The organism is Paenibacillus amylolyticus (assembly GCF_003719335.1).
In the GTDB taxonomy this organism is placed as follows: domain Bacteria; phylum Bacillota; class Bacilli; order Paenibacillales; family Paenibacillaceae; genus Paenibacillus; species Paenibacillus amylolyticus_D.
Window position 1 is genome coordinate 172,811 of sequence record NZ_RIAS01000010.1, and the last position, 18,435, is coordinate 191,245.

Annotated in this window: 15 protein-coding genes and 2 riboswitches; of the genes, 13 read left to right on the top strand and 2 right to left on the bottom strand. The window is 46.8% G+C overall.

What is annotated here, in order from left to right:
• The first annotated feature begins 119 nt into the window (after positions 1 to 119).
• The 7 genes from EC604_RS18500 (at position 120) to pstB (ending at position 9,253) form a co-directional block, all read left to right on the top strand.
• Positions 120 to 1,184: an EAL domain-containing protein gene (locus tag EC604_RS18500; protein ID WP_123065558.1), complete on the top strand. Its 1,065-nt coding sequence runs from the start codon at positions 120 to 122 to the stop codon at positions 1,182 to 1,184.
• A 200-nt stretch (positions 1,185 to 1,384) separates the two neighbouring features.
• Complete coding sequence (locus EC604_RS18505) at positions 1,385 to 3,475, top strand: methyl-accepting chemotaxis protein (RefSeq protein WP_123065559.1); 2,091 nt, start codon at positions 1,385 to 1,387, stop codon at positions 3,473 to 3,475.
• A 169-nt stretch (positions 3,476 to 3,644) separates the two neighbouring features.
• Positions 3,645 to 4,937, top strand: a complete 1,293-nt coding sequence (locus EC604_RS18510; RefSeq protein ID WP_123065560.1) for an arsenic transporter — start codon at positions 3,645 to 3,647, stop codon at positions 4,935 to 4,937.
• 670 nt (positions 4,938 to 5,607) lie between these two features.
• Complete coding sequence (locus tag EC604_RS18515; protein ID WP_123065561.1) at positions 5,608 to 6,540, top strand: phosphate ABC transporter substrate-binding protein; 933 nt, start codon at positions 5,608 to 5,610, stop codon at positions 6,538 to 6,540.
• Positions 6,541 to 6,685: 145 nt separating this feature from the next.
• A complete protein-coding gene (gene pstC / locus EC604_RS18520; RefSeq protein WP_090919026.1) occupies positions 6,686 to 7,594 on the top strand; it encodes a phosphate ABC transporter permease subunit PstC in 909 nt (302 codons plus the stop codon).
• A 2-nt stretch (positions 7,595 to 7,596) separates the two neighbouring features.
• Positions 7,597 to 8,484 carry a phosphate ABC transporter permease PstA gene (pstA, locus tag EC604_RS18525; RefSeq protein WP_123065646.1) on the top strand — a complete coding sequence of 296 codons (888 nt, stop codon included), beginning with the start codon at positions 7,597 to 7,599 and terminating at the stop codon, positions 8,482 to 8,484.
• Positions 8,485 to 8,497: 13 nt separating this feature from the next.
• The gene (gene pstB, locus EC604_RS18530; protein ID WP_123065562.1) at positions 8,498 to 9,253 is read left to right on the top strand and encodes a phosphate ABC transporter ATP-binding protein PstB; all 756 of its coding nucleotides are present in this window, start codon (positions 8,498 to 8,500) and stop codon (positions 9,251 to 9,253) included.
• A 133-nt stretch (positions 9,254 to 9,386) separates the two neighbouring features.
• Here pstB and EC604_RS18535 read toward each other — a convergent pair whose 3' ends face one another.
• Positions 9,387 to 10,013, bottom strand: coding sequence for an HXXEE domain-containing protein (locus tag EC604_RS18535; RefSeq protein ID WP_123065563.1), 627 nt, complete (start codon positions 10,011 to 10,013; stop codon positions 9,387 to 9,389).
• A 29-nt stretch (positions 10,014 to 10,042) separates the two neighbouring features.
• Complete coding sequence (locus tag EC604_RS18540; protein WP_429351828.1) at positions 10,043 to 10,615, bottom strand: TetR/AcrR family transcriptional regulator; 573 nt, start codon at positions 10,613 to 10,615, stop codon at positions 10,043 to 10,045.
• 323 nt (positions 10,616 to 10,938) lie between these two features.
• Between EC604_RS18540 and EC604_RS18545 the strand changes: the two genes are divergently transcribed.
• From EC604_RS18545 to sdaAA, 6 genes are all read left to right on the top strand, one after another.
• Entirely contained in the window at positions 10,939 to 11,649 is a 711-nt protein-coding gene (locus EC604_RS18545) for a response regulator transcription factor (RefSeq protein ID WP_123065564.1), read from the top strand.
• Positions 11,646 to 13,151: a sensor histidine kinase gene (locus EC604_RS18550; protein ID WP_123065565.1), complete on the top strand. Its 1,506-nt coding sequence runs from the start codon at positions 11,646 to 11,648 to the stop codon at positions 13,149 to 13,151. The genes EC604_RS18545 and EC604_RS18550 overlap by 4 nt, the downstream gene beginning before the upstream one ends.
• The gene (locus EC604_RS18555; RefSeq protein WP_123065566.1) at positions 13,148 to 14,248 is read left to right on the top strand and encodes a LolA family protein; all 1,101 of its coding nucleotides are present in this window, start codon (positions 13,148 to 13,150) and stop codon (positions 14,246 to 14,248) included. Before EC604_RS18550 ends, EC604_RS18555 begins: the two co-directional genes overlap by 4 nt.
• 161 nt (positions 14,249 to 14,409) lie before the next feature.
• The gene (locus EC604_RS18560) at positions 14,410 to 16,152 is read left to right on the top strand and encodes a collagen-like protein (RefSeq protein ID WP_123065567.1); all 1,743 of its coding nucleotides are present in this window, start codon (positions 14,410 to 14,412) and stop codon (positions 16,150 to 16,152) included.
• 131 nt (positions 16,153 to 16,283) lie between these two features.
• Positions 16,284 to 16,410, top strand: a riboswitch (glycine riboswitch).
• Positions 16,411 to 16,414: 4 nt separating this feature from the next.
• Positions 16,415 to 16,550, top strand: a riboswitch (glycine riboswitch).
• 113 nt (positions 16,551 to 16,663) lie between these two features.
• The gene (sdaAB, locus tag EC604_RS18565) at positions 16,664 to 17,353 is read left to right on the top strand and encodes an L-serine ammonia-lyase, iron-sulfur-dependent subunit beta (protein ID WP_123065568.1); all 690 of its coding nucleotides are present in this window, start codon (positions 16,664 to 16,666) and stop codon (positions 17,351 to 17,353) included.
• A complete protein-coding gene (sdaAA, locus tag EC604_RS18570; protein ID WP_123065569.1) occupies positions 17,343 to 18,278 on the top strand; it encodes an L-serine ammonia-lyase, iron-sulfur-dependent, subunit alpha in 936 nt (311 codons plus the stop codon). The genes sdaAB and sdaAA overlap by 11 nt, the downstream gene beginning before the upstream one ends.
• Positions 18,279 to 18,435: the final 157 nt, after the last annotated feature.

The following is an 18,435-nucleotide window of genomic DNA, read 5'->3' on the forward strand; positions in this document are numbered from 1 at the left end:
GAAGTCATTAAAACATTAGAGATTAATTTCTGGACCCATGATATACTATTTACAAACTTTGGGTATAAAACTTGGTAACATTAATGATGTAGCTTGATAAACTGGCAAGGGGGTTCTACATGAATTGCAGTGGCTGCAGTCCAATCTATCCGATAGAGGGCCAAGGTACGGTGTACCTGCGTCCCGTCTCCCCTGCTTTGCTGGAAGCGCTGCAAACCAAGGGAAGGCATGTTGATTATTCAAAAGAGATGCTTTGGTTCCATTTTTCAGATGTACAGGAGTTACAGGATCGGATGGAAGAGATTATAGATATGGAGAAGGTATTAGCGATCACCCTGGCCGTTCAGATAAAATCTGCTGCGGATCCGTTCACGGATGATCTAGAGGGTGAGTGGATTAGTCTATCCATGCAGCATGCCAGAATCAAATATGCTGATATCGTTTCTACTATTTTAGAACGTCAGTTTACCAGTTATATGCAACCGATTGTAGATGCCTCAGAGTGCATTATCGGATATGAGTTTTTGCTTCGTCCGGCTGAACATGGAAGAGCATTTAGTTCCTATGAATTGTTTGAAGTAGCTCACGAAACGGGACTGCATTCGTTTCTTGACCGCACTGCTCGTATTAAGGCCATTGAAACAAGCGCCAAATATTTGCCTCGCGGTGTGAAACGTTTTGTTAATTTTCTGCCTTCCTCTATTTATAACCCCGAATATTGCCTGACACATACATTTGAGGCGATAGAACGTCTCTCGCTTGATCCGAAAGATTTCGTTTTTGAAGTCGTGGAAACTGAACAGATCCAGCAATTGTCTACATTGCAGCATATTTTTGAAGTTTATCGTTCTCGCGGTATGTCCGTAGCATTGGATGATGTAGGCGCTGGATTTTCGACGATCGAATTAATGAACCGCTTAGAGCCTGATTTTGTGAAAATTGATCGCAGCCTGATTGACTATTGTGATCAGGATGAAGTGAAGCAGCAGAAGATCAAGAACATTGTTCAGTTATCCAATCGATTTGGAGGCAAAGTGCTTGCCGAGGGGATCGAACGAATGGAGGAGTTTGATTTCTGCCGATCGGTTGGAATTGAACTTGCACAAGGATATTATTTTGGTAAACCCGCAGCACAACCTCTTGATGGTCCATATTCAGATCCATCGTACAAAGCAGCGAGATAACGACCGTTCACCTTTGGACTAAACACTAATATTCAACATTAACATTACAGCACAAGTCACTTTCCCCTTGAAGTGACTTGTTTGTTGTGAACTTTGTTTCTATTCAAAAAAACTCCGTCATTAGCCGATATATAGTATAGACCAATAGAAGTTCATACATATCTGGGAGCATGGTGACATAATAAAAGGGGGAGAACCGATTGAAAGAGACTAAAGAATACCAGCGTGAAAAAACGAAGAAACCCGTCAAAACAAAAGAAAATAAAAACAAAAAGAAAAGTAAAAAGAAACCTTTTGTCTGGAATATCCGAAATAAAATGCTCGTTTCGTTTTTGGTTGTTCTCTTGGTACCGAGTTTGGCAATTGGCTTGGTATCTTTGTATATCGCGGAAGATACAGTACAAGGACAATTGAACGACAGTGCCCTGCAGAGCGTAAGTACGGCCAATAAAATTGTGGAAAGTCAGGTTAATAACAAAATCTTTGACATTAATTTCTTCTCGGATTCACTCGATTCTTCCTTGATCAAAGGAGAAAATGATAGCACGGAGCTTCAAGCCAAGCTTGTTCAGTATCTGGGGTTGCATCCAGATGCTTTGAATATTTTTGTAGGTTCGACAGAAGGAGTCATGGTTCGCGGCAAGCCGACAGCGAGCAGCCAGCGAGGAGAGGCTTTTGATCCAAGGGAGCGTGAGTGGTATAAACTCGCGATGGATAAGCCGGGTACGGTTGCTGTCTCACCTGTCACCAAAAATACAGATGGGGTAGCGGTTGTTTTTATCTCCAAAACGCTTAAGGATCAATCTGCTGTAATTGGTTTGTCACTTGATTTGGCCGAACTACGGGATCAGGCCGCGATTAAGGTTGGTAAAGAAGGGTACGTTATTATTCTGGATAAAGATAAACATGTTGTTGTTTCTCCTGTACAAGAAGTAGGTACACAGGAAAAAAGCGGCGTGTTGGATCAAATGTATGATGGCAAGGAAGGTCAATTTGACTATGATTACGAAGGTCGCTCCAAAACCATGATTTTCTCTACCAATGAAGCAACTGGCTGGAAAATTGCAGGTACGATGTTCAAAAGTGAAGTTACCGACGCGAGTAAGGAAATAAGGCTTGCTACGCTCATTGTCCTTTTGGCTTCTGTGTTCCTGGCCCTTATCTTTATTATCTGGTTCACTCGTTCGTTATTGCGTCCGATTAAACGGTTACAGGAAAATGCAAGAGCTGTAAGTAAAGGCGACCTTACCGTGAAGATGGATAGTAAACGTAAAGATGAAATGGGTGAACTCGCGAAGTACTTTGAACGTATGGTGGATAACTTACGCATGATGATTCTGGGTGTGCAAGAAACGGCAGAACAAGTATCCGCTTCTTCACAAGAGTTGTCTGCAAGTGCAGACCAAACGACCAAAGCCATCGAGCATTCAACTATGGCCATCCAAGAACTGGCCGAGGGTGCAGAGCTACAAGTGAATAGTGTGAAGGATGGCTCTGGACAGATGAGCCGTATGGCAGAAGATGTTCGTCTGATGTCAGAGCGTGTTCAATCCATCACCACAGCGATGCGAAATACATCCGGGGCAGCATCCTCAGGGAATGAAGCAGCGGGAGAAGCCGTTGAACAGATGAATATCATCCAGGAAACGGTAGAACAGTTAGGAGATGTTGTACAGTCCCTGAACGCCCGTTCGGTCGAGATCGGTAGTATGGTCGATGTCATTGCGTCCATCTCGAAACAGACTAATCTCCTTGCATTGAATGCATCTATTGAAGCAGCAAGAGCAGGGGATGCGGGACGTGGATTTGCAGTCGTAGCTGGAGAGGTGCGCAAGCTGGCTGAAGAATCGGGTAGCTCCGCGGCTCAGATCGGTGAACTTGTGCATAATATTCGTCAAGACATGGATTCTGCGCTGATAGCGATGAATGCAGCCCAGAGCCGTGTCGGTGAGGGAATACAGGCTGTAAATACGTCTGGACAATCCTTCGCTCAAATCCGTGAAGCGGTGGAGGATGCCGTTCATACACTGGATGAACTATCTGAAACGACGAAACAATTGGAGAAGGGTGCCTCCCATGTGGCTCAAACGATGACGGATATTTCAAACGTCACTCAGGAATCTGCGGCGAGCACCGAATCCGTATCGGCTTCATCGCAGGAACAACTGGCTTCTGTTGAGGAAATTGCGTCGTCCTCCGCACATTTGAATAGTATGGCTGAACAGTTACAAGGATTGCTGGGTATGTTTAAAATGATGGATGATCCCGCAGAAGATAATAGCAAATCCTGACCGCAAAGGGTCATCCAACCCTTATTAAAATAATAGAAAAAAATAAATATAGACAATCCCCCTGCAGCCCTGTATAAATATATCGTCTGGTTCTTACGGGCAATCGTACGATGTATTTTAAATATGTAACGATCAATAAGCATATTGAGTCAGGACAGCAGGAGGAACTATGGTATATGTAGCAATATTAATATTTGTTTTGACCATTACGATGGTGATCTGGCAGCCTCGTGGCATCGGCATTGGCTGGAGCGCTTCAGGGGGAGCAATCCTTGCTCTGGCAGCAGGAGTAGTTAGTTTCAATGATGCTTCGGATGTGGCCTCAATTGTATGGAATGCTACGCTGGCCTTTGTTGGCATTATTATGATTTCATTGATTTTGGACGAGACTGGATTCTTCGAGTGGGCTGCCCTTCATATGGCCCGACTGGCCGGAGGTAACGGACGTAAATTATTCCTTTATTCTATTTTTCTGGGGGCCGCAGTGTCTGCCTTGTTTGCCAATGATGGCGCTGCGCTGATTCTGACACCAATAGTTCTCGCAATGGTTCGTGCATTGAAGTTTGATGAGCGTATGGTGCTGGCATTTGTCATGGCAAGTGGATTCATCGCGGATACGACCTCATTGCCACTTGTTGTCAGTAATCTGGTGAATATTGTTTCTGCCGATTTCTTTGGCATTACGTTTGTAGAGTATGCGGTGCGTATGATTGTGCCCAACCTGTTCTCCATTGCAGCGAGTACGGCGATGCTGTTTTTGTTTTATCGTAAAAGCATCCCGCAGACGTATGATGTCACTACCGCTCGTGACCCCAAGGAAGCCATCCGTGATCCACGGGTGTTCAAGATTGCATGGTTTATGCTGGGGCTGTTGCTCGTAGCTTACGCCTCCAGTGAATTTCTGCCGATTCCCGTCTCCGTTATTGTAGGTGCGGTGGCCCTGCTTTTCGGTATACTTGCACGCAAGAGCGAAGCGGTGGATTTGAAAAGAGTGGTTAAGGAAGCACCTTGGTCTATTGTTGTCTTCTCGGTAGGAATGTACATTGTTGTGTATGGTTTACGCAATGCCGGATTAACGGATCATCTGAGTAGCTGGCTTGATGCTATAGCGGATTACGGTCTGTTCGCAGCATCGCTAGGTATGGGCCTGATCGCTGCGGTATTATCATCCGTAATGAACAATTTACCAACGGTATTAATCAATTTGCTCGCCATTCAAGGTGCACACACTGAGGGTATTGTTAAGGAAGCCATGATCTATGCCAATGTCATTGGCTCTGATCTAGGTCCAAAGATGACGCCGATTGGGTCGCTCGCAACCTTGTTATGGCTACATGTATTGTCTCGCAAGGGCGTTAAAATTACATGGGGATATTATTTCAAGGCAGGCATTGTTCTAACCATTCCAACATTGTTGATTACGTTGGCGGGCTTGGCACTATGGCTGTGGATTTTGGGATAATTATAAGCATCGAGCTTAAATTTAAAAAATAGTTATGATTCAAAAAGGCTGTTCTCATCAGATGTGTAAAACACATCCGTTGAGAAGGCCTTTTTTGTTTGCAATCATAAATACCGTGTCCGTTCTTCTCTTATATAAAAGAGGCTAATTATCCTATATCTATTTCCGAGGCCAGCCTTGTTTGAGGCAGGTCTTTTATTACTACCACCCATAGCTGGAATCAAAGCTTTTGGAATTCCAACAAAGTGATCAAGTGCAGGAGACGGAATCGATTCTGTAGAAGCGAAGCGCTCGCCTTTGTCTCGGAATGTGTACATTTGAAAAGTATAATCTCTAACCATTCGGAACCAAATAAGGCGCCGAATCAGCGGAGGGAACGGAACGATTGTGGAAAAGCGGAGCGTTCGCCTTTATCCCCGGATATATTCCTCTTAAATATACAATCAAATATATCCGGGGGTAACAGCGATTGAAACAACGTCCGTTCCCGAAGCGGCTGCCAGCGCACAAAAATATGTTTCGTATTTTATCTCCAGCCTATATTTTTAACATTGCGTTTACAAAACATTGATTTTCAGATGACATAACGAAACTACAATGATTAAAGAGTTGATGGTGATCACACAAATTCACAAAACGCCATCACTACATTGGGGGAGGAAAACAAAAAATGTTTAAAAAGTTGCCGTTTATTTTGATGACCTTAACGTTCGTACTGGTGCTTGCGGCATGCGGATCGAAAAACGACGCAGGTACTACTAATGGTGCTGCAAGTAATGGATCAGGAGAAGGTACTGCTGCTGAACTCAGCGGTAACATTCTGGCTGTTGGATCAACAGCACTGCAGCCTCTGGTAGAGCAAGCTGGACAAAAATTTATGGCAGTTGATCAATATAAGAACGTGACAGTACAAGTGCAAGGCGGCGGTAGTGGTACAGGTCTGACTCAAGTATCTGACGGACAGGCTACCATCGGTAACTCTGACGTATTTGCTGAAGAGAAGTTGAAAGACGAAGCAAAAGCTAAAGAATTGGTTGACCACCAAGTAGCAGTCGTAGCGATTGCACCAGTAAGCAATAAAGATGCAGGTGTAACGGATTTGACGAAGGAACAACTGGTTGATATTTTCTCCGGTAAAATCAAGAACTGGAAAGATGTTGGCGGTAAAGATCAAGCCATCGTTATCGTTAACCGTCCAAGCAGCTCCGGTACGCGTGCAACTTTTGAGAACTTTGCGCTGGGAACGAAAGTAGAAGATATCCAAGGTTCGATCCAAGAAGATTCCTCGGGTACAGTTAAGAAACTTGTATCTGAGACTCCAGGAGCAATCGGTTACCTGGCTCTGTCTTACCTGGATGACAGCTTGCAAGTTCTGAAATACGGCGGTGTTGAAGCTACTGTTGAGAACGTGGAAGCAGGAAAATATCCAGTATGGGCATATCAGCACATGTATACAAAAGGTGAGCCGGATGCAGCAACAAAAGCATTCCTCGATTACATGCTCAGCGATGAAATTCAACAAAATGACGTTAAGGAACTGGGCTACATTCCGGTATCCGGCATGAAAGTAAAACGCGATGCAGCAGGTAATGTGACTCAGTAACATTCTTTGAACTTGCGCATACTGCGAAAGAGGCGGACCCAGGTCCTGCCTCTTTGCGCGGTTTGCTCAAAAATTATCCCATATTTTGCACTAATTCTACTATAGAAGGATGGTTGTTATGGAACAGACCGAAGGGGGAACGGTAATGAACAATAAACTGAAACCACGCCGGCCCTTGAGAGAGAAACATTACTGGGAAGAGTGGACGGGACGGATTTACACGTCGATATGTGTCGTTTTCCTGATCGTTGTCATGTTTTCCATCGTATATTTTGTCGCATCCAAAGGATTGTCTACCTTTTTCCAGGACGGCGTCAGCCTGCGTGAGTTCATTTTCGGGAAAACGTGGAATCCAACAGGTGAGCCTGGCGTTTATGGTGCATTACCGTTTATCACGGGTTCCTTTACAACCACCTTGCTTGCAGCATTGATTGCGAGTCCGCTTAGTCTGTGTGCAGCGCTCTTTATGACCGAGATTGTACCGGGTAAAGGTAAAAAGATTTTGCAACCCGCGATTGAATTGCTTTCCGGTATCCCATCCGTTGTGTACGGATTTATTGGCCTGAGCGTAATTGTTCCTATGTTGCGCAGTATCTTCGGAGGACCCGGCATCGGGATTGCAGCCGGATGTCTGGTGTTGTCCGTCATGATCCTGCCTACAGTTACGAGTATCATGGCAGATGCGTTGTCTGCTTTGCCTAAAGGTTTGCGTGAATCTTCTTACGCGCTTGGCGCAACACGCTGGCAAACGATTTATCGTGTAATCATTCCGACGGTGCTGCCTGCATTGCTGACAGGTATTGTCCTCGGTATGGCTCGTGCATTTGGTGAAGCACTCGCTGTACAGATGGTTATCGGTAATGCGCCGCATGTACCGACATCCTTGCTTGAGTCGGCTTCAACATTAACAAGTGTAATCACCCTGAGTATGGGTAACACCACGATGGGTTCCGTTCATAACAATGCATTGTGGAGCATGGCGCTTGTCCTGCTGGTAATGACCTTCGTCTTTGTCATTCTGGTTCGCCTGCTTGAAAGGAGGAACCGGGTATGAGAATGAAGCCAAAAACAGCGGATAAAATTGCAACAGTAGTTATCGTCGTTCTGGCTCTATTCATTGTTGTGCTTTTGCTCGGTTTACTCGGATTTATTCTTTTCCGGGGGATCGGTCAGATCAACTGGCACTTCCTGACGAGTGCACCGCAATTGCTCAAAGGTGGCGGCGGAATTGGACCGCAGCTCTTTAACTCTATCTTTTTGCTTGTATTAACGTTGATTATTACGATTCCGCTCGGCTGGGGCGGAGGAATTTATATGGCGGAATATGCCAAACCGGGTCGAATTACAAGCTTCATTCGACTGGTTGTCGAAGTTTTGTCATCTTTCCCTTCCATTGTAATTGGTTTGTTTGGACTTTTGCTGATTGTAAATAAGTTCGGCCTGGGCTTCTCACTCTTATCGGGTGCGATGGCACTGGCGATTTTCAACTTGCCACTTATGGTACGGACGACAGAGCAAGCTTTCCGAGCTGTTCCCAAAGAGCAGAAGGAAGCAGGACTTGCTCTTGGTTTGTCCAAATGGAAGATCATTACGTCCATATTGCTACCGGTGGCACTGCCAAGCTTGATTACGGGAACGATTCTGGCATCCGGTCGGATCTTCGGTGAGGCGGCAGCCCTGATGTTTACTGCGGGCATGAGTAGCCCACCGCTCGACTTCACGGACTGGAATCCAACAAGTCCAAGATCACCGATCAATCCGCTGCGTCCTGCGGAAACACTCGCTGTGCACATCTGGAAAGTCAACAGTGAAGGCATAGGACCAGATTCCAAAGAAATTGCAGCAGGAGCTTCTGCCGTGCTGGTCATTCTGGTACTGGCTTTCAATCTGAGTGCACGCTGGATCGGCAGGGTTGTGTACCGCCGTATGACAGCTTCGAAATAAGGAGGAAATCCACATGGCCATACCTTTTGGTACGGAACAGTTAAGCATATATTATGGGCATTTTCAGGCCGTGAAGCAGATCAGCCTGACTTTCCCCGAAGCCAGTGTAACGGCCTTGATTGGGCCGTCCGGTTGCGGGAAATCCACATTTCTCCGATCATTGAACCGGATGAATGATGAGATTGCCGGGTCCCGCACGGAAGGACACATCTGGATGGATGGCAATGACCTCAACGAACCGGGGACGGATGTAATTAAGCTTCGTCAAAAGATCGGCATGGTATGGCAGAAGCCCAACCCTTTTCATAAATCCATCTACAACAATATCGCATTTGGCCCCCGCTACCGCGGTACGAAGAGTAAGAAGGCACTGGATGAAATTGTGGAAAAAAGCTTGCGCCGTGCTGCCCTCTGGGACGAAGTAAAAGACAGGCTGCATGATTCAGCCTTGGCACTTTCGGGTGGTCAGCAGCAGCGTCTTTGCATCGCTCGTGCGTTGTCTGTTGATCCACAGATTCTGTTGCTCGATGAGCCCGCATCTGCCCTTGACCCGGTATCTACAGGTAAAGTTGAAGAACTGATCTCGGAGCTGAAACAGGAGCTGCGGATTGTTATTGTTACCCATAACATGCAACAGGCGGCCCGTATCTCGGATTATACAGCTTATTTTTATTTGGGCAGTTTGGTTGAGCATGGGGAGACGGAGCATATTTTTACCAACCCGGACAACCGATTGACGCAGGAATATATTATGGGGCGTTTTGGTTAATTGTTACATGGGTTAGAGTAGGTTTAGACTGTACCCTATGGAGTAGACACTTCTTAAGAATGTCTCTCTATAGGGTATTTTTCCTATGCCAGGAAAGAGCAGGGTCCGGGAAGTGGGTTTGGTTTTCATATAGTCATTTGGTCAGATATGGTCCCATCTGTTTGTCGGAGAAATGATATGGTGAGTGGATATCTTTCATCCACATATTTCCTTTAATGATGAAGAAATATACAGCGACTACAAAATATACGAACCCGATGATCCAGTCGGTTGTGCTTGCCAGATTGTGCACCGTGATGTAGTACATATACCATCCTCCAATCGGAAAATGGAAAACCAGCACAGCGAACAAACCGGGATTATACCATGTTTTGGCTTTGATATTGGCAAATATACCATGCCAGATGAACTGGAAAAATCCCATAAATATAGGAGCCAGTGCTAGCCAAAGGAGGTTCGGGAAGAAGACTGGAAGGAGATAAAAAATATAGGCTATGACCAGATTAATGATCATCGCTGAATGCGGATTGAGCGGGTAATGCTTGGGCTGTTCACTCTTAAATATAACAATGTTGAATAACCCGCCAAAATAGCCAGGCCAACGATATTCTTCAAATTGATGCACCAGGATTGCAATGAAGCTGAGCCACAAAATTATACTTAGTTCGGACATGGAACGATAATTCATCATGATTCCGATCACGGTTGCCGCCACGACCAGCATCCCCAGATCAGGCCAGTATTTTCGCAATACATTCATGATTTATCTCTCCTCAGCACCTTAGATTTTTATAAATAACGTTGCAGCAGCAGGTCAATCTGACGTTCGACGGGTTTCATTTCTACGCCAGACCCGGCTTCAAGAGTCCGTCTCATCAGTGCAGGCATGAACACAGCCCCAAAAATTTGCGTCACCATCATCATGAGAATGTCTTGATCCTGTTCATTCGTTAGTTCCTTGAGAAGACTCTTGACTTTATCAAATCCGATCCTCCGCATAAACTCCCCATATTCCTGCTGCGACGCAAATAAAGCAGTGCCCATTGTAATTATTCGCGACAACAACTCCGGATACTGCTCCACTCCCCGTACATAATGCAGCAGAAAAACCTTCAAGCGATGCTTCGGTGGCAGAGACAGATCATCCAGCACATCAAACGATTCATGAAAACCCGACAGCAGGATCTGTACCACTTCGCTGATCAGCTTATCCTTGGAGCCGAAGTAATAGTTCACCAGTGCAACGTTCGTATTCGAATGTTTTGCAATATTGCGGATCGTGATCTTTTCAAACCCATCCTGCTTGATCATCTCTAATGCAGTTTGAAGAATGATTTCTTTGGTTTCATTGCTTTTATTCATATGTATACTCTTCCGCTTCCTTTCCAATAAATTAAACAATGTTTAAAACGGTGTTTAATTTACATTAGCACTCTTTACCTTTTGAGTCAATAATCGCTTTTCCACACATACGGAGAGACCTCTGGAATTGACCATGAATGGAAAAAATGCGAGGCTTGATGTATCTCTATGGATATATTTTCTTCATAAAACATTCGTGAATTTGGCGTTTTGGATGGCAAGCGAGAGCATGTTCAATATGCTCAGTTATAAAGAAAGTATTAACTTTTCAGAATCATATGTAATCTTCGCTACACTGTAGACATGGGAGGATGGAAAGCACAATGAATGACAAGGATAAAATCCTGCTGGTCGAAGATGACCCGGAAATTGCCCGTATTTTAATGGACCATCTACGCCGTGAAGGGTTTGCAGTAACCTGGGCATCAAGCGGACTGGAGAGCTGGGAAGATTTCAGGAAGGGACAGTACCATCTTGTCCTGCTTGATCTGATGCTGCCGGAGATGGACGGTTTCACTGTATGCAAACATATCAGGTTAACCAGTGACGTTCCGGTATTGATCATGAGTGCTCGCACACAGGAGGAAAGCAAGCTGAAAGGGCTCGGCTTGGGGGCAGATGATTATATCACCAAACCATTCAGTCTGGCGGAGCTTACGGCTCGGATCGAAGCTCACCTGAACAGATACCGCAGATATCAAGGTGGCCAGTCCAATTCAGTGCTTCAGCAATATAATGATGGTTTAATGATCCACCCGCTGAATCAGCAGGTAAAGCTGCATGATGTCGAGCTTCAGCTCACGGGAAAAGAAGGAGCACTGCTTATGCTGCTGGCTTCGCATCCGAATCGGGCCTTCACGAAAACAGAGATTTACGAGCATGTGTGGGGTCAACCGGCTGAAGGAAGCTCAGGCACAGTTACCGTGCACATCAAAAGTTTGCGGGCGAAGCTGGGGGATGAGCCGCATCAGCCACGCTGGATTCAAACGGTCTGGGGCAGTGGTTATCGTTTCATCGGAGAACGAATCAAATGAAGCTGAAATATTGGCTGATGGTGGCATTCCTGATTGTTATGCTGCTTCCTGTGGCAGCAGGCTGGGCTTTATTTTCCTTGTATAACTACTATGAAAACCAGCGTTCCGTAGCTGAGTACGTGGAGTTATCCGAACGTCTCGCCCCTATTGAGCAGGTTCTGGATGATCCAGCGCTTTACCAGCTGCAGTCTTCCGAGCATCATCTAAACCTCTCTAAGCTTGCGAACGAACAAGTAAGTTTTAATCTGTATTTGCCCTCGGGTATTCGGGTGTTTACTTCTGGCGGAGATGCCTGGAAAACGAGCGGATATACCATCAGAAGCTCAGAGTTATATCGAAATCTATATCAACTGCAGATTCGGCACCGCACGTTTTCACTGAAAAAACCGGTCTGGCATCAAGGAGAACTGGCGGGTATTTACGAAATAACGATGCTGCGTCAAGACTGGCTGGACGGAATCTCTATTCGGACAACCTGGGTCATTAGCGGAGCCGTGCTATTCTTTGTGCTGTTGTATGGAACAGTGTTGTGGTTACTGTCTCGAAAGCTTATCTCTCCCATGAAAGTGTTGATGAATCGGATGCATACCTTTGCTCGTGGAGAAGAACCCGGTGATATAGGAGGCACCATTCGCCGCGATGAGATGGGCACGTTGTTACAGCAGTTTGATGCAATGCAACAGACCATAAGACAAACCCATATGGAAGTGGAAAAGCAACAAAAAGAAAAAGAGATGATTGTGGCTTCTCTCTCCCATGACCTGAAAACACCACTGATGTCCATCAGTGCCTATGCAGAAGCACTAAGTATGGATGTACGTTCTGAACGATTAGAGAGACAGGAGTATAAAGAGGTTATTGCTAGGAATGTTGAGCGTATGAAACAGATGATTGGAGAGCTTGAGATGTATACCGCGCTTGGCTCCGAGGATTCGGAACTCGCTATGGTTGAGGTAGAAGGGGGAGAATTTTTCGAAATGCTCCTTGGCAGTTACAGAGAACTTGCGGAACGTGAAAAGCTCAACATGCAGATGTCTGTACGGACCAATCATTTCTACCGGGTTCACCCTGAATCAATGATGCGTTTGACTGATAATCTGGTGCATAATGCACTACGTTATACTCCGCCCAAAGGAAAAATTGGTCTTGCAGTAATCGACTCATTGGAGGAGTTGCCTGAATGGATCGATTTGTCACTGAGAGCAGAACTGGATATGTACAGAAGCGGGATGACTATAATTGTGGTGCAAAATGAAGGTTCAGCAATTCCGGCAGAACAGCTGGAACGAATATTCGAGCCTTACGTTCAGTATCAAAACCAGGAAATACTCCGCTTCGCAGGAGGCTCTGGATTAGGACTGAGTATAGCCAGAAGAATTGCATTGAAACATGGAGGGGATATACGTATGTGGTCTTCAGAAAAGCAAGGGACTGCAGCTGTATGCCGATTGTTGGAACTAGAAAACGGCGATGATCCACAGACATTATCTAAGAAAGGATGATAGTTATGATTAAAAATGGATGGAAGCTAATAGGAGCGGCTTTGATCGCGGGTTCACTGTTTGCAGGTTGTGCAGAAAAGGGTTTGCTTGGGATGTCAGGGGACGACATGATTGAGAAAATTATTACTGCCGAGTCGGAGCCAGCTTCTTACTATGCAGAAGGTGTGTTAAAGATGTGGACGGATGAGGAGATCACCAACACCATGCAAGTGAAAGAATGGGTGGACGGAAGAACCGGGCAACAGCGGATTGAGACAGAAGACAATGGAAATGTGAGCTATGCCGTTCATAACGGGTCAGAGATTCTGATCTATGAGAAAGAGGCAAAGACTGCATTTTCGATGGACTCATCCTCGCTTCAACAAGAGCCTAACCAAACCCAAAAGCAAATGTTAGTGGATCAACTGGAGCGGATGCGTGATACCCATAACGTGAAGATGTTGGGGCAGGAAGAGCTTCAAGGTCATGAAGTAATCCATATTGAACTGACCCCCAAGGACAACAATTCGTTGGTGATGTCATCCCAGTATTGGGTGGACCCCAAGAAATGGATGGTTGTTAAAGCTACTAGTACGTATGGGGATACCAGATCCGAGGTTTTGTACGACCTGATCGATTACAATCCTAAGTTCACGGACCAGACGTTTACACTGGATATCCCTGCAGACGTTGAAGTGAAAAACATGAATGATGTGATGAATACCAAGGAGGTTACATTGGAAGAAGCAGAGCAGGCTTTGGGCCAATCTTTCCTGCAATATGGTGGGAAGGATCTGGAGTTATCGAGAATCGAGTTAACCTCGTCCTTGGGTGAACATAGCCGGGATGAAGTGACATTATACTATGTGAAGAATAACAAGCCTGAGGTCAGTATGACCATATTCAAGGCGACAGATGAAAATATGGATGAACAGCTTCTGCCAGAGGAAAAGAAAATAACGGTCCGAGAAAAGGAAGGCTCATACATGTCGATCATTCGGAATCTGTCATGGAGTGAGGAGGACCTGCGTTATTCGGTGATGGGGGATAGTGGGGCATGGACGCTCGAGAAGCTTCAAGCATGGGCGAAGGAACTGAAACTGCCTGATCAGTCTTGATCAGCGGGCATGCAGAGGTGGCCCATTATTCATTGTTATCTTCCAATCTCCATTCCTAAAAGAAGTGGTGGTTAAACTTCACGGTTGCCATGCGATAAGCATATCTTTATAAGATAAAGTTGATCTGGCGATTGGGAACGGAGAAAGGTAGGTATCCGAATATGGCTGTTCTATCAACGGGGCCGATCGAAAATAATGTTGTCGATGGAAGTGGGCGCCCCACCCAGAGAATTACAGTAAGACTGGATAATCGGAATCCAATCAGCATTTATACAGTCTTAATTCAAGGTTATTATTTGGCAGGCACACGTACGTTATATGTTGAAGAGCTGTTCAACGTTCTCCCGAATCAGGTAATAACCAGAGACTTTTATGCAGATTTGGACGGGTTTGAATTTGTCTTTTCAACAGGGGATGCTGCTGTGGAGGAAGTTCAGATTTCAGTCTGGGGGAAAAATCAGAGTGGAGAGCTTGTCACTGCCCATCGTCTCGTATCGCAGGAATTACTTGGAGCCGAAATTGCCCTTTCGGGCGTAACGGGAGCCACGGGTGCAACCGGATCGACTGGTGAAACAGGAGTAACCGGAGCAACTGGTGAAACTGGGGTAACTGGAGTGACCGGCGCTACTGGAGTGACTGGTGAAGCAGGAGCAACCGGTGTGACTGGAGCTACGGGACTCACGGGAGCGACAGGTACGACGGGTGTAACCGGATCGACTGGTGAAACAGGAGCGACCGGTGTGACCGGTGCTATGGGACTTACGGGAGCGACAGGTACGACGGGTGTAACTGGAGCAACTGGTGAAACAGGAGCAACCGGTGTGACTGGCGCCACGGGAGTAACGGGAACGACAGGCGTGACAGGTGCTACTGGAGTGACTGGAGCTACGGGGATTACTGGTGAAACAGGTGCGACAGGAGCAACGGGATTGACGGGGGGCACTGGCGATACGGGTGTAACAGGGGTAACAGGAGCCACAGGAACGGCGGGCACGACGGGAGCTACGGGGGTTACCGGGGGAACCGGAACGACAGGAACGATGGGTGTAACCGGATCGACTGGTGAAGCCGGTGTAACTGGAGTGACTGGAGCTACGGGGATTACTGGTGTGACTGGGGCCACGGGACTTACGGGAGCGACAGGAACGACGGGTGTAACCGGATTAACTGGTGAAACAGGAGCAACCGGTGTGACAGGGTTGACGGGAGCCACTGGCGTCACAGGAGCGACAGGTATAACCGGAGCCGCGGGAGTGACGGGAACGACAGGCGTGACAGGCGTGACCGGATTAACTGGTGAAACAGGAGCAACAGGTGTTACTGGAGCTACGGGACTGACGGGAACAACAGGTGTTACGGGGGCGACCGGAGTCACTGGCGTCACAGGAGCGACAGGTATAACCGGAGTCACGGGAGTGACGGGAACAGCAGGCACGACAGGTGCGACCGGAGCAACGGGAGTCACAGGTGCTACGGGTGCAACAGGATCTACAGCGGCTTCTGCGCCAGCGAGCTCCTCTTTGTTTGCTGACAGTCAGACATCATCATTAGCTCTTTCGTTAGTGGCTGAAACGACAATTCAGACACTCAATGTACCTGTCGTGACAGGCCAGAGAGTGAAAATTGATAACAGTACACAAATTTCAATAGTTGTGGGGTCCAACTGGAGTGTCGCATATAATATTAACCTCAGAGTGAACGGAGTGTTGATTAACCAACTGTTGCTCTCCAGGACGGGGAATGCTGCAGGTACAGTAACCTTCCTTTCTTCCAACACTTACGTAGATACAGCGACTTCTACAACAACCAACGTTTATACTATAAGCATTTCGTTTGTTACAACTACAAGTGTCACAAGTGCTTCAGCACAAGTGAGAAATATCAATGCCATTGCATTCAGTTAAAATGAGTGTCCGTTTTATGATACGGGTCACCTTTGTTGACATATCCGATACTGTACATTACTCTAATCTTATACATGGTTCGTAAATTCAGCGTTCAATACTTCACTAGAATTAAATGATATAACAGCGAATGATAACGAGCGGGAGAGACTTGAACGTGCCAGGCATTATTGGCGTGATGTTCAGGCACCGAAGGAGCAAGCTCCTGCGCACCCGGCGCAGTGGTCAATCTCTCAGGTAAATGTACCGTCGTTGGACGCAGCTCTGGAGAGTGCGCAACATGCGCCACCCAAGGGGTATATGATTCTTAGCTTGGAGAACCGTCTTGTACTGAAACGCACTTGACCTCGTTCTCCCGATTGCTGTGATCATGAAACTCTCAGGTATCAAGGACAGAGGGAGGGCTAACGGCCTTCTTCTGTCCTTTTTTAATGTCATCATTCAGTAAATCAGGAACATTGTGGTGGGTCTTGTCCAGATGTTGATGACAAAACCAATTGGAGGGTTAAAAGTGCGATTTAAAGATGTTTTTTCAATTATTGGCCCGTCGATGACGGGACCGTCAAGTTCACATACAGCGGGTGCTGCAAGGCTGGGCCGGATTGCACGTCAATGGCTGGGATGCACACCGGATCGTGCGCGGCTCACGTTATACGGTTCATTTGCGGATACCTATCAAGGGCACGGGACGGATCTGGCGCTCATTGGCGGTTTGCTCGATTATGTCACGGATGATCCGCGCATCCCTGATGCAGAGCAATATGCGGCCGAAGCGGGCATGGAGGTTGAATTTTACACCAGCGGTCTGCCAGCGCCTCATCCAAATACAGTGAAGATTGAATTATGGCACGGAGAACGGGAATGCTCATTAGTAGGTGCTTCCATCGGCGGCGGCAGTGTGTCTGTACATGCGTTGAATGATTTTCGCGTACAGATCAGTGGAGAGTTTCCAACACTTGTGTTGCGTCATGCTGATAAAGCAGGTGTGCTGGCATCCGTGACCTCCGCCATTAGCTCATCCGGAGTGAATATCGGCTATATGCAAGTGGATCGAAAGGCTCGTGATGGTGAGGCACTAACAGCAATGGAGATGGATGCACCACCGAGTGAAGACACGTTGAACAAGTTGCGTTCTTTGGATCATATGCTGGACATTCGTGTGATTGATCTGAAGAGAGGGGGTGATTCGGATGCGGTTTAAACATCTACATGAATTGAACACCATCTGCACTGCGGAGTCCAAAACAATTGCACAGTTGATGATTGAAGAGCAGGTACAGGAGACCAATACACCCGAAACAGACGTGGTAAAGCAGATGTCGGAGTACTATCAGGTGATGAAAGAAGCGGTACGCAAAGGACTTACAGAAGATACCACCTCACGTAGCGGACTGACGGGTGGGGATGGGAAGAAGATGGCCGAATATATTCGCCAAGGTGAAACATGCTCTGGCGATGCTTCAGCCCTTGCCATGGCCTATGCGTTATGTGTATCGGAAGTGAATGCCTCTATGGGACGGATCGTGGCTACGCCAACAGCGGGCTCCTGTGGCATCATTCCTGGTGTATTTATCAGCTCCCAAGAACGATTTGGCTGGACGGATGAACATCTGGTGAATGGATTGTTTTGCGCCGGAGCTATCGGTTACGTAATTGCCAACAATTCATTTATCTCCGGGGCTGAGGGCGGTTGTCAGGCGGAGGTAGGTTCGGCGATCGGCATGGCTGCCGGCGCGATGGTAGAGCTTCGCGGAGGAACACCAGAGCAGGTGGTGCATGCTGTAGGATTGGCTTTGAAAAATACACTAGGCCTCATCTGTGATCCGGTTGCTGGCCTTGTAGAGATTCCATGCATCGTTCGCAATGGACTCGGTGCCGTTACTGCACTGGCTGCCGCAGATATGGCACTTGCTGGTGTACGCAGTGCCATTCCGTCTGACGAAGTCATCGACGTTATGTTGGAGGTAGGCAGTGCGATGCCAAGTCGTCACCGCGAGACAGCACAAGGTGGGCTCGCTCAGACACCTACAGGCCGCAAGATGATGGAGAAGCTGGCGAAACCCAAAGCCAAACGAGTGCCGGATGAGACATCCGAAACATCACAAACAGGCTCAGAGGCAGAATAGCAAGTCGGATCATATACAGGATAGGTCAGATAGCTCAGGAGCATACAACCAGGACCCGATCAACAAGTAGTAATAGAGCATGCTAAGTCGTTTTTCCATCATAACAAACAAGCGTCCGCGAACCTGGTTTGCTCAGGTTATGCGAGACGCTTGTTTG

What these genes read in the sequence shown, in the direction of transcription:
- pstA (WP_123065646.1), top strand. Translation starts at nt 7,597, where the DNA reads ATGAAGCCAAAAACAGCGGATAAAATTGCAACAGTAGTTATCGTCGTT.
- pstC (WP_090919026.1), top strand. Translation starts at nt 6,686, where the DNA reads ATGAACAATAAACTGAAACCACGCCGGCCCTTGAGAGAGAAACATTAC.
- EC604_RS18510 (WP_123065560.1), top strand. Translation starts at nt 3,645, where the DNA reads ATGGTATATGTAGCAATATTAATATTTGTTTTGACCATTACGATGGTG.
- EC604_RS18550 (WP_123065565.1), top strand. Translation starts at nt 11,646, where the DNA reads ATGAAGCTGAAATATTGGCTGATGGTGGCATTCCTGATTGTTATGCTG.
- EC604_RS18515 (WP_123065561.1), top strand. Translation starts at nt 5,608, where the DNA reads ATGTTTAAAAAGTTGCCGTTTATTTTGATGACCTTAACGTTCGTACTG.
- sdaAA (WP_123065569.1), top strand. Translation starts at nt 17,343, where the DNA reads ATGCGGTTTAAACATCTACATGAATTGAACACCATCTGCACTGCGGAG.
- EC604_RS18540 (WP_429351828.1), bottom strand. Translation starts at nt 10,615, where the DNA reads ATGAATAAAAGCAATGAAACCAAAGAAATCATTCTTCAAACTGCATTA.
- EC604_RS18500 (WP_123065558.1), top strand. Translation starts at nt 120, where the DNA reads ATGAATTGCAGTGGCTGCAGTCCAATCTATCCGATAGAGGGCCAAGGT.
- pstB (WP_123065562.1), top strand. Translation starts at nt 8,498, where the DNA reads ATGGCCATACCTTTTGGTACGGAACAGTTAAGCATATATTATGGGCAT.
- EC604_RS18560 (WP_123065567.1), top strand. Translation starts at nt 14,410, where the DNA reads ATGGCTGTTCTATCAACGGGGCCGATCGAAAATAATGTTGTCGATGGA.
- EC604_RS18535 (WP_123065563.1), bottom strand. Translation starts at nt 10,013, where the DNA reads ATGAATGTATTGCGAAAATACTGGCCTGATCTGGGGATGCTGGTCGTG.
- EC604_RS18555 (WP_123065566.1), top strand. Translation starts at nt 13,148, where the DNA reads ATGATAGTTATGATTAAAAATGGATGGAAGCTAATAGGAGCGGCTTTG.
- EC604_RS18545 (WP_123065564.1), top strand. Translation starts at nt 10,939, where the DNA reads ATGAATGACAAGGATAAAATCCTGCTGGTCGAAGATGACCCGGAAATT.